Genomic DNA, 10,261 nt, shown 5'->3' with positions numbered 1-10,261 from the left:
TCAGGCCCGCCGCGTGGCCGCCGGCCGGGCCCCAACGGCCCTGCACCGGACGGGGTTCGGGGGCTCCGGCCTCCTTCAGCGCCTGCCGCCAGCCGGTGGTGCGGGCGCTGGTGCGCCGGGTGCTGGACGGGATGGCGACGTAGTGCACGGTCTCGTGGCCGAGGGAGAGGAGATGGCGGGTCGCTTCGTAGGCGGCCTCGCGGTCGTCGGTCCACACCCAGGGGCGGTCGCCGCCGGGCGGGCTGGTGGGGGTCTCGACCACCCCGACGACCGGCAGGTCGGCGGGTACGGCGGCCAGTGCCTTCACGCCGGGCGGATCGTAGGCGATCACGATCAGTCCGCCGCTCGCGTCCGCCGCTCGCCGTACCTCGGTGGCGACGGCGGCCTCGTCGGCCGATTCGAGGACACCGATCCCGACCGCGTAGGACTCGGCGCGGGCCGCCTCCTCGATCCCCTGGAGGATCGAGGCGTAGCCGTAGTGGGTGGTGTTGGCGGTGAGGACGGTCACGGCCCTGCTGCGTCCGCTGGCCAGGGCGAGCGCGGTGGCGTTGCGCCGGAAGCCCAGCTCGTCGATGGCGGCGAGTACCCGTTCGCGGGTGGAGGGCTTGACGCTGGGGTGGTCGTTGATCACGCGGGAGACGGTCTGGTAGGAGACCCCGGCCGCGGTCGCGACATCCCTGATACTCACCGAGCGCCTTGTGTGACCGGTCACATTCATGCCAGGATTGTGACCGGTCACACAGGGGCCGTCAAGAGAACGTAACGATGGATTCACGCAACAGACGTACGGCCGCCGGCAGTCGCGGCCATCGGGAGGGAAAGACGTTGACCGTTACGTCGGACACGGCGGGCGCTGCCCCCGGAGCCAGTGGGCGGCAGTTCACGTGGGGTCACGGTGCGTTGGAGGCCGGGTTCGCCACCGGCTCCGACGGGGTCCTTCGGATGGTCCGGCTGGCCCGCCCGAATCTCCAAGTGCCGTCCGGCGAAGGGGCCTTCGCCGAGGGCTCGACGGCCGAATCCGAGCCCGGGGCCACTTCGCAGGTCGCAGCCCAGCGCGAGGCCGAGGCCACTTCGCAGGCCACAGCCCAGCGCGAGGCCACCCCGCAGGCGCCCCTCCCCCTCCTGGAGCTGACCGCGCTCGGGCACGGCAGTGGCTGGTCGGGGCCGCGCTTCACGGGTACGGCCCTCGGTGCCCGGCTGCGCTACCGCGGCCACACCACGCGGGCGCACGGGGACTGGACGTATCTCACCGCCGAACTGCACGACCCCGGAACCGGGTTGACCGCTTACGTCGAGTTCTCCTCGCCCACCGGGCTGCCGGTGCTCCGCTCCCGTGTCCGCCTCCGCAACGAGGGTGACGAACCGCTCGTCGTCCAGTCGGTCAGCAGTCTGCTGGTGGGCGCGCTGCCCTCCCCCGACGTTCTCGACATCCATCGCGCCCGCAACGACTGGCTCGCCGAGTGCCGTTGGTACGTCGAGCCGCTGCGCGACACCGTCGCCGACATCCACGTGGCCGCCCATCAGCACGACAGCCGGGCCGCGGCGTCCCATGCGGGACACGGCAGTTGGCCCACCGACGGGCTTCTCCCCATGGGTGCCGTCACCGAGCGCGACGGTGGCCGGGCCTGGCTCTGGCAGGTCGAGTCCCCGGCGGGCTGGCGCTGGGACCTGGGCGAACGCGCCGACGGCACGTACATGGCGCTGAACGGTCCCACGGACGCCGAGCACCAGTGGCGGGTCCGGCTCACGCCGGGCGACGAGTTCACCACCGTGCCCGCGGTCGTGGCCCTCGGCTCCGGGCTGGACGACGCGTTCGCCGCCCTGACCTCGTACCGCCGGGCCGTGCGCCGGCCGCACCCGGACCACCGCGCGCTGCCCATCGTCTTCAACGACTACATGAACACGCTGATGGGCGACCCGACGACGGAGAAGCTGCTGCCGCTGATCGACGCCGCCGCCGCGGCCGGGGCGGAGTACTTCTGCGTCGACTCCGGCTGGTACGACGACAGCACCGAGGGCTGGTGGGACAGCGTCGGCGAGTGGCTGCCTTCGCCGCGCCGCTTCCCCGACGGCGGACTCCAGGCGGTCCTGGACCGGATCCGCGAACGTGGCATGGTCCCGGGGCTGTGGCTGGAGCCGGAGGTGGTCGGTGTGCGCAGTCCCGTCGCGGACGCGCTGCCGCCGGACGCCTTCTTCCAGCGCGACGGCCTGCGCATCACCGAACAGGGGCGCCACCAGCTCGATCTGCGTCATCCCGCCGCCCGTGCGCACCTCGACAAGACCGTGGACCGGATCGTCGGCGACTGGGGGGTGGGCTACCTCAAGCTGGACTACAACATCGTGGTCGACCCCGGAACGTGCGGCCCCGGGGACATCGCGCCGGGAGCCGGGCTGCTCGGCCACACCCAGGCCTACCTGGACTGGCTGTCCGAGGTGCTGGACCGGCACCCGGGCCTGGTGATCGAGAACTGCGCCTCGGGCGGGATGCGGATGGACGGGGCGACACTGGCCGTCACCCAGCTCCAGTCGACCAGCGATCAGCAGGACCCGCTGCGCTTCCCGCCGATCGCCGCCGCCGCGCCGACCGCGGTCCCGCCCGAGCAGGGGGCCGTCTGGGCCTACCCGCAGCCCGGCTTCGACGACGACCTGATCACCTTCACCCTGGGCGGGGCGCTGCTCGGCCGCATCCATCTCTCCGGCCATCTGGACCGGATGACGGAGCGTCAGCTCGCTCTGGTGCGGGACGCGGTGGCCGTATACAAGACGCTCCGCCCGGAACTGGCGCAGGCCGTGCCGTTCTGGCCGCTCGGTCTGCCGGGGTGGACGGACGACTGGCTGGCCCTGGGAATGCGGGTGCCGGGCGACCGTGCCTCGTACGTCTCGGTCTGGCGCCGTGGCGGCGACGGCGAACTCCGGCTGCCCGTGGGCCATTTGGCGGGACGGGAGGTCCGTACGGAGGTGCTGCACCCGTCGTCTCCCCTCGCCGGGTCGGCGTGGTGGGACGGGAGCGGACTGCGGGTGTCGCTGCCGCGCACGCCCGGGGTTCTGTTGATCCGGCTGACGTCGGAGGCGTAGCTGATCCGCCCATGTCTGAGGCGTGGTGGGGCGCCAGGGACGTAGGTCTGCCCCGCGCCGTACGCGGGCGCCGGGCTCAGAACAGCGCCCGCAGCGCTCCGGGGAGGACGGTGGCGGTGACGGGGAGTTCGGCCTCGACCTCGCCGTCGGCGCCGTAGGGGATGTCGCGGTCGGCCTCGATGCGGACCTGGGTGCCGCGCAGGACGCTGACCTCGGGGCGGCGGATGTGGGTGCCGGACTTGAGTTCGTTCATCAGGGCGAAGAAGAGGTGCCGTGGTGCGTGCCGGATGAGCACGATCTCCAGGAGGCCGTCGTCGATCCTGGCGTCGGGGGCGATGTTGCGGCCGGAGCCGTAGAAGCCGGAGTTGGCGGCGACGACGGTGTAGCCGCGGTGGGTGTGCTCGGTCCCGTCGACCGTGACGCGGTACCGGGCGGGACGCCAGCCGGCCACCGCGCGGAGGCCTCCGAGGTAGTAGGCGGCGGAGCCGCGGAGCAGTCCGGCGTGGTTGGCGTGGTGGTTGGCGACGGCGTCGACTCCCGCGTAGACGCTGCCGAGGACGACGGTGCGGTCGTGGACCGCGGAGCGCACCTCGATGGTGTCGACGGGGCGCGGCTCGGCCTCCAGCAGGACTCGGGCGACGGCGTCGGCCTCGGTGGGCAGTTTCAGGGCGCGGGCGAAGTCGTTGCCGCGCCCGGCCGGTATCAGGCCGAGGACGGTGTCGGTGCCGCTGAGGGCTCCGCCGACGGCGCCGGTGATGCCGTCCCCGCCCACCGCCAGCACGATCCGCCCGCCCTCCCCGGCGGTTCTGGCGAGTTCCCGGGCGTGGTCGAGGCTGTTGCTGTAGACGGTTTCGAGGTCGGCGCCGGCCTCGCGCAGCAGCCGGGCCACCCCGAGGAGGGCCGCCGCGCCCGTGGCAGCGCCTGCGGTGGGGTTGACGACGGCCGTGAACTGTCGCATCGGGTGGGCCTCCGGGCGGTCGGCGGATGGGCGGGCGTGAAGGGGGCGCGCGGGCGGGTTCAGTCTGCGGGAAGCAGGACGCCCGGGTTGAGGACTCCGGCCGGGTCGAGGCGCCGCTTGACGGCTCGCAGGGCGTCGACGGCCAGGTCGCCCGCCTCACGTACGTACCAGTCCCGGTGGTCGGTGCCCACTCCGTGGTGGTGGGTGATGGTGCCGCCGGCGGCGAGGATCGCGTCGTTGGCGGCGTGCTTGGCGCGGTTCCAGTGGGCGAGGGGGTCGTCGCCCTGGGCGCTGACGACGGTGAAGTAGAGGGAGGCGCCGTTCTCGTAGACGTGCGAGATGTGGCACATGACCAGCGGTGGCGTGCCGGCGTCGGTGAGTGTCGTGGTCAGGGCGTCGCGGACGGCGGCGTACAGCTCCGGCAGGCGGGACCAGAACGCGGCGGTCTCCAGCGTCTCGGCGAAGGCTCCGGCGTCGAGGAGCGCGTCCCTGAGGTAGGGGGCGGAGTAGCGGCCGTGCGCCCAGCGGCGGCCCGGTTCCTCGCCGAGCGGCTCTCCGCCGGCGGCGCGGAGCACGGCGGTCGCCGCTTCGCGGCCGTGGGTGGTGTCCTCCTCGGTGCCCTCGAAGCCCACGACGGCCAGACAGCCGGCGTTCTGCTGAGCGGCACCGGAGCCGATGGCGTCGGGCTGGGCCAGGCCGACGAGGGTCTCGGTCTCGTCGGAGAGGCGCAGTACCGTCGGGCGGGGCCCGTCCTGGGCGAGGTTTCGCAGCGCGTCGGCGCCCTGCCGGAAGGTCGGGAAGCGCCAGCCGTCGTAGACGCGGGCGCGGGGTACGGGACGGACGCGGACGGTGACCGAGGTGATCACGCCGAACGCGCCTTCCGAGCCGAGCAGGAGCTGGCGCAGGTCGGGGCCGGCCGCCGAGCGGGGAGCGCGGCCGGTCTCGACGGTGCCTTCGGGGGTGGCGAGGGTGAGGCCGAGGACCATGTCGTCGAAGCGACCGTATCCGGCGGAGGCCTGTCCGCTGGAGCGGGTGGCGGCGAATCCGCCGATGGTGGCCCACTCGTAGGACTGGGGGAAGTGGCCGAGGGTGAAGCCGTGTGCGGCGAGCAGTGCCTCGGCATGCGGGGCGCGCAGTCCGGCCTGGAGGGTGGCGGTCCGTGAGACGGGGTCGACGGCCAGCAGGCCGTCCATGCGGCGCAGGTCGAGGGCGACGAAGGCGCCGTGCCGTGCGGGGGCGAGGCCGCCGACGACGGAGGTGCCGCCGCCGAAGGGCACGGCCGCCAGCCCGTGTGCGGCGCAGGCCCGCAGCACGGCGAGGACCTCGTCGTGTCCGGCGGGCAGGACCACGGCGGCGGGGAGGTCGTCGACCTCGCCTTCGCGGATGCGCAGCAGGTCGGGGGTGGACTTGCCGCGGGTGTGCCGGATTCGGGACTCGGCGTCGGCACGGATGTGTTCGGCGTGCCCTCCGACCGCGGCCAGCAGGGCGGCGTGTGTCGCGGCGTCGAGCGGTGCGACGGGGACGGCGATCTGGTCGAGCGTCACCGGGGCGGCGGCGCGGGGCTTCACGCCGAGCAGGTCGTGCAGCAGCCCGGTCACCGTGTCGGGCAGCGGCGTCGCCGCGGCGGGGTCTCCCCAGCCGCTCCACAGCATGTCCATCGGTGTCGTCCTCCCGGTCGGCGGTGTGGGACGCCGTATCGGAACGGCCCCCACGAGGCGTTACACTGTGACACATGACGCCTATTCGTCACAACCAGTCGGACGGGGACGCGGTGCTCGATGCGGTACGCGACTGCGTCCTCGCCGTCGGAGTCCGCCGTACGACGCTCACCGACGTGGCCCGCCGGGCGGGGGTCTCCCGCATGACCCTCTACCGGCGCTGGCCCGACGTCCGCTCGCTGGTCGGCGACCTCATGACCCGCGAATGGGTCGGTGTCGCCACCGGCGCCATGCCCGAGCGGCATGCGGGCACCGACGCCCGGACGCTCCTCGTCGACGGTCTGGTGGCAGGGGTGGCCGCCTTCCGCGACCACCCGCTGTTCCGCAAGATCGTCGACGTGGACCCCGAACTCCTCCTCCCCTACGTCCTCGACCGGCGTGGGGCGAGTCAGGAGGCGTTGCTGAAACTGCTCTCCGACGGCCTGCGCGAGGGCCACGCCGACGGCTCGGTGCGCTCCGGCCATCCGGAGCGGCAGGCGCGCTCCCTGCTGCTCGTCGTCCAGTCGTTCACCCTGTCGCTGCGGACCATGACCGACGAGGACGACCCGGACCTCGACTCCGCGGCCTTCCTCGGGGAGTTGCGGACCCTTCTGGAGAGGACCCTCACGCCATGAGCCGCACCGGCAGCCCCGCCCCGCCGCTGAACGCCTCCTCGCTGTCGGCCGCCCGCCGCTCGCGGGAACTCGCCGCGACCGTGGGCGGACCGACGGTGGACGTCCTGGTCGTCGGTCTGGGCGCGACCGGAGCCGGTGCCGCCCTCGACGCCGCCGCACGGGGACTGACGGTGGCCGCCGTCGACGCCCACGACCTCGCCTTCGGCACCTCTCGCTGGAGTTCCAAGCTCATCCACGGCGGCCTGCGCTACCTCGCCTCCGGACAGTTCGACGTCGCCCACGAGAGCGCGGTGGAGCGCGGGCTGCTCATGGAGCACACCGCCCCGCATCTCGTCCGCGCCGAACCCTTCGTCCTCCCGCTCACCCCGCTGGTCTCGCGCGGCCAGGCCACCCTGGCCTGGGCCGGGTTCCGCGCCGGGGACGCCCTGCGGCTGGCCGCGCGCACCGCGCGTTCGACCCTGCCCGCGCCCCGCCGCCTCTCGGCGACGGAGGCCCGCCACCTCGCCCCGGCCGTACGCCCCGAAGGCCTCCGCGGCGGCCTGCTGTCCTGGGACGGCAAGGTCACCGACGACGCCCGCCTGGTCACCGCCCTCGCCCGGACCGCCGCGGCGCACGGCGCCCGCGTCCTCACCCGCGTCAGGGCGCTCCGGTTCACCGGCGGCGGAGCCACCGTCCGCGACGAACTGACCGGCGAGGAAGGCGAGATACGGGCCCGCACGGTCGTCAACGCCTCCGGCGTCTGGGCCGGCGGCCTGGTCGACGGCATCCGGATACGGCCCTCGCGCGGCACCCACCTCGTCCTGCGCTCCGAGCGCCTCGGCGCGCTCCCGGCCGGACTGCACGTCCCGGTCCCCGGGGAGAGCAACCGCTTCGTCCTCGTCCTCCCGCAGGGCGACGGCCGCGTCTACGTCGGACTCACCGACGAACCCGTCGACGGCGACCTGCCCGACGTCCCGCCCGCCCCCGAGTCGGACATCGGCTTCCTCCTCGACGTCCTCGGCTGCGTGCTCGACGTCCCCGTCCACCGCTCGGACGTGGTCGGCGCCTTCGCCGGGCTGCGGCCCCTGCTGGACTCGGCGGACACGGGCCGTACCTCGGACATCTCCCGACGGCACGCGGTCATCGGCCAGGGCGACGGTGTCGTCACGGTGGTCGGCGGCAAGCTCACGACGTACCGGCGGATGGCCCAGGACGCCATCGACGCCGCCGTCGCCTCGGGCCGCCTCACCGCCGCCCCCTGCCGCACGGCCCGCCTCCCCCTCGTCGGCGCGGCGCCCGCCCGGACCCTGCGGACGATCGCCGCGCCACGCCGCCTCGTCCAGCGCTACGGCACGGAGGCACCGGCCGTCCAGGCCCTCGCCGCCACCGATCCGCACCTCGCCGCACCCGTCGTCGACGGCCACCCCGTCACCGGCGCCGAACTGATGTGGGCCGTCCGGCACGAGGGCGCCCTCGACGAGGCCGACCTCCTCGACCGCCGCACCCGCATCGGCCTCGTACCGGCCGACCGCGACCAGGCCATGACAGCCGTACGCCGCGTGCTGGGCGAGACGTCTGACTGGGCGCGCCGGGGGCTGCCGTAGCCCGCGGCCGCGACGACGAGGGGGGCGCGCTGCCCCGGTCATTCACTCCTCGTCGCCGTGGGTCAGGTGACCGTCGGTGAGTCGCCAGTAGTGCCGGTGAGGGGTCAGGCGCCAGGTCTCCTCGGCGGCGATCGCCCGCGTGACCCATTCGTGGAGCTGCGGAAGTGCCCGCGTCCGCAGGACCGCGCGGGCGGCCGCACGTGCGGTGGCGTCGACCGGGTGGATGTCTATGAAGATTCCGACACTGTCCGGGTGGATGCCACGGCCGTAGGTGCGGGACAGCGGGGCGACCCACTGTGCGCCCAGGACGATGGTCGCGCTGCCGTGCCCGGTGAGGAACTGGAGGTCCCTGACGTGGGTCATGTGTGGGCCGAGGCACTCGTTGATGTCGGTGGTGGTCAGCGGCCAGGCCAGGTGCCTGGCCAGTCTTCGGTTGCGTGCGGACATGGGGAGCAGAATGACAGGCCGGCCGGCATCGCAGGCGAGGTCGGCGGCGTTCCGCATGAGCCTCTCGATCGTGGGTGGTCCGCTCCAGGCGGGGTACTTGGCTGCTCCCGGATCAAGGAGCGGGAGGCGATGACGCAGCGGCACACGGACGGTCGGCGGCGCCGCTCCCGGCTGGACGGCGACCCGACGTGAGGTCGGCATGAGGCCGTGACGAAGCAGGCAGCCGTAAGCGGTCCGAGGTCATGAAGGCAAGGGGTCCGAGGTCATGAAGGCATCGAAGGTCGCCTACAAGCCGGTCGGTCTGGTTCTCGGTGCGCTCAGCGGTGCGCTGGCGGGCGCGTTGTTCAAGCAGGCATGGAAGTTGCTCGGCCATGACGAGGACGCGCCCGACGCGACGGACGAGGAGCGTGGGTGGGCCGAGGCGGTGACGGCGGCCGTCCTCCAGGGCGCGATCTTCGCCGGGGTCAAGGCCGCCGTCGACCGGAGCGGGGCCGCCGCCACCCGCCGGCTGACCGGAACCTGGCCGGGCTGAACCACGACGCCTCCGGCCGGCCACCCGGCGCGGGGCGATTCAGCCGCCCCTGAGGCCGAGGCCGGCCAGGGCCACGCCGCCGTCCTCCGCGTGGGCGGGCCCGGCCAGCAGCAGCGTGCGGGCCGCCTGGTACGGGCAGCCGGCCGCGTCGAATGCCGCCGCGGCGGCGAGCTGCCGTGTCACATCACCGTCCAACAGCCCCTCGGCACGGTCCAGTTGGGCGGTGGCTACCGGATTGCCGGTCACCGTCCTGCGGGCGGCGGCGATACGGTTCCGGGCGTCCGGGTGCCCGGCGAGGACCGATGCCTCCGCCCGGAGTGCGACGTACCAGTGCAGCCAGATCCAGGAGACCCACTTCCACACCTCGTCCGGCTCCGGGGCGAGCCGGGCCAGGGCCGCGTCCGGGTCGCCGTGGTGGAGCAGCACCAGGGCGTCGAAGACGGCGCCGTAGCCGTGGCGGTGCTCCGGCATGGTGCTCGCCCGGTCGACGACCGCCAGCCAGTCCGCCCGTGCCTCGTGGTCGCCGCGCAGGCCGTGGATCATGGCGACCGACGCGGCGGCCGGGCCGAGCGAGAACGACCGCTGCCGGCCGCTCCGCCGCCACGCGTCGAGGAATTCCGTGCTCCCGGCGAGGACCTCCTCGGCGCGGCCGGCGAACGCGTCCGCGATCAGGAGCCAGGACATGGCGTGGTGGCCCACCTCGGCGAACAGCGGCTGGTCCGCCAGTTGTCGGCCCCATCGGCGGGCCTGCGGCAGGTCGCCCACGCCGAGGGCGGTTCCGGCGGCCATGGCGAGGGCGTCCATCCGCTCGTGGGTGGCGGCGGGGGTGCCCGGTACCGGCCGCAGTACGTCGATCCGCCGTCGGGCCGCCGCCGCGGCGCCGAAGGAGTCACCGGCCCAGGTCAGGGCGCCGGACAGCGCGTCGAGGGCGGCGGACTCGGCCACCGGGTCGCCCGCCCGCCCGGCGAGTTCCACGGCGCGCTCGGCCAGCTCGACGGTCTCGTGCGCGGTGTTGTCAGCGGCTCCCTGGACGGCGCCGAAGGCGTCCGCGAGCACTGCCGCCTCGGCCAGCGCGAGCGCCGCCTCGGCCGCCGGGTCGCCGCCCTCGGACAGTCGCCGCGCCTCAGCGAGCACCGCGGTCACCTCGTCCGCGGTGGGGACCCGGGTGAATTCGCTGGAGAAGCGGTACGCGACGGTGGCGGCGGCCGACAGGTCTCGGCCCGCGCCGATGGTGTCGCCGGCCCTGCGGGCGGCCTCGGCCGCGGCTCGGTGCAGACGGAGCATGTCGTCGCCGAGCCTGCGGCAGCCGGCCACCGCGGCGGCCTCCCGCAACG

Annotated in this window: 8 protein-coding genes and 1 pseudogene; 4 read left to right on the top strand and 5 right to left on the bottom strand. The window is 74.2% G+C overall.

Going from position 1 to position 10,261, the window contains the following annotated elements; all coding sequences use genetic code 11:
* A partial coding sequence (locus BZL64_RS27215) for a LacI family DNA-binding transcriptional regulator (protein WP_107430353.1) occupies positions 1 to 739 on the bottom strand: 739 nt, incomplete at its 3' end.
* 86 nt (positions 740 to 825) lie between these two features.
* Here BZL64_RS27215 and BZL64_RS27210 point away from each other — a divergent pair.
* Complete coding sequence (locus BZL64_RS27210; RefSeq protein ID WP_244205510.1) at positions 826 to 3,075, top strand: alpha-galactosidase; 2,250 nt, start codon at positions 826 to 828, stop codon at positions 3,073 to 3,075.
* 76 nt (positions 3,076 to 3,151) lie between these two features.
* Here the strand turns inward: BZL64_RS27210 and BZL64_RS27205 are convergent, their stop codons facing one another.
* Together BZL64_RS27205 and BZL64_RS27200 are read right to left on the bottom strand one after the other, a co-directional pair.
* Complete coding sequence (locus BZL64_RS27205; RefSeq protein WP_086771823.1) at positions 3,152 to 4,033, bottom strand: diacylglycerol/lipid kinase family protein; 882 nt, start codon at positions 4,031 to 4,033, stop codon at positions 3,152 to 3,154.
* A 59-nt stretch (positions 4,034 to 4,092) separates the two neighbouring features.
* Positions 4,093 to 5,691: an FAD-binding oxidoreductase gene (locus tag BZL64_RS27200; protein ID WP_167396208.1), complete on the bottom strand. Its 1,599-nt coding sequence runs from the start codon at positions 5,689 to 5,691 to the stop codon at positions 4,093 to 4,095.
* 74 nt (positions 5,692 to 5,765) lie between these two features.
* Here BZL64_RS27200 and BZL64_RS27195 point away from each other — a divergent pair, with 74 nt between their 5' ends.
* Positions 5,766 to 6,365: a TetR/AcrR family transcriptional regulator gene (locus BZL64_RS27195; RefSeq protein WP_086771822.1), complete on the top strand. Its 600-nt coding sequence runs from the start codon at positions 5,766 to 5,768 to the stop codon at positions 6,363 to 6,365.
* Positions 6,362 to 7,948: a glycerol-3-phosphate dehydrogenase/oxidase gene (locus tag BZL64_RS27190; RefSeq protein ID WP_086771821.1), complete on the top strand. Its 1,587-nt coding sequence runs from the start codon at positions 6,362 to 6,364 to the stop codon at positions 7,946 to 7,948. Before BZL64_RS27195 ends, BZL64_RS27190 begins: the two co-directional genes overlap by 4 nt.
* Before the next feature lie 42 nt (positions 7,949 to 7,990).
* Here the strand turns inward: BZL64_RS27190 and BZL64_RS27185 are convergent, their stop codons facing one another.
* Positions 7,991 to 8,395, bottom strand: coding sequence for a hypothetical protein (locus tag BZL64_RS27185; RefSeq protein WP_086771824.1), 405 nt, complete (start codon positions 8,393 to 8,395; stop codon positions 7,991 to 7,993).
* A gap of 265 nt (positions 8,396 to 8,660) precedes the next feature.
* On the opposite strand from BZL64_RS27185, the gene BZL64_RS27180 reads away from it, so the two are divergent.
* Positions 8,661 to 8,927 (top strand): DUF4235 domain-containing protein, encoded by a 267-nt coding sequence (locus BZL64_RS27180; RefSeq protein WP_086771820.1) that lies wholly within the window; start codon positions 8,661 to 8,663, stop codon positions 8,925 to 8,927.
* A gap of 39 nt (positions 8,928 to 8,966) precedes the next feature.
* Here BZL64_RS27180 and BZL64_RS41375 read toward each other — a convergent pair.
* A pseudogene (locus tag BZL64_RS41375) lies at positions 8,967 to 10,261 on the bottom strand (ATPase); the annotation flags it as partial.

The sequence above is a fragment of the Streptomyces bobili genome (genome assembly GCF_002154575.1).
Classification (GTDB): Bacteria; Actinomycetota; Actinomycetes; order Streptomycetales; family Streptomycetaceae; genus Streptomyces; species Streptomyces bobili.
Note: the sequence above shows the minus strand (reverse complement) of the source record. Positions and strands in the feature narration are given on the sequence as shown.

Bases quoted from the DNA above. Each gene is read 5' to 3' on its own strand.
- BZL64_RS27205 (WP_086771823.1), bottom strand. From the start codon at position 4,033: ATGCGACAGTTCACGGCCGTCGTCAACCCCACCGCAGGCGCTGCCACG.
- BZL64_RS27200 (WP_167396208.1), bottom strand. From the start codon at position 5,691: ATGGACATGCTGTGGAGCGGCTGGGGAGACCCCGCCGCGGCGACGCCG.
- BZL64_RS27180 (WP_086771820.1), top strand. From the start codon at position 8,661: ATGAAGGCATCGAAGGTCGCCTACAAGCCGGTCGGTCTGGTTCTCGGT.
- BZL64_RS27195 (WP_086771822.1), top strand. From the start codon at position 5,766: ATGACGCCTATTCGTCACAACCAGTCGGACGGGGACGCGGTGCTCGAT.
- BZL64_RS27185 (WP_086771824.1), bottom strand. From the start codon at position 8,395: ATGTCCGCACGCAACCGAAGACTGGCCAGGCACCTGGCCTGGCCGCTG.
- BZL64_RS27190 (WP_086771821.1), top strand. From the start codon at position 6,362: ATGAGCCGCACCGGCAGCCCCGCCCCGCCGCTGAACGCCTCCTCGCTG.